The 232-nt window shown below is 40.5% G+C and carries 1 protein-coding gene; it reads left to right on the top strand.

Features of this window, described 5'->3' with window-relative positions:
• Positions 1 to 232: hypothetical protein (locus SB816_RS35260; protein ID WP_410548659.1), on the top strand; the 232-nt coding region annotated here is incomplete at both ends.

The following is a 232-nucleotide window of genomic DNA, read 5'->3' as shown; positions in this document are numbered from 1 at the left end:
AGCGAATCCCACTTGAAGAAATATTGGTGTGGATCGCCGAGGTATTTGATCAATATCAACCAAAGCATAGAGCAGATAGTATTAAATCATTTGCATACCTGGAATCAGCGATTCTTGATCGTTGGCATGCTAAACAAAAGCCACCTAATAATGTTTCAGAATTTAAGCGTAAACCACAAAAGCATAGCAATTGGACACCCAAAGGAGTGAAGAAGGATGCAGAGTATGGGGG

It is taken from the genome of Achromobacter sp. SIMBA_011, from assembly GCF_046535435.1.
Taxonomy (GTDB): Bacteria; Pseudomonadota; Gammaproteobacteria; order Burkholderiales; family Burkholderiaceae_B; genus Achromobacter; species Achromobacter dolens.
The sequence above is the reverse complement of the archived record's forward strand: the minus strand, read 5'-3'. Positions and strand labels throughout refer to the sequence as shown.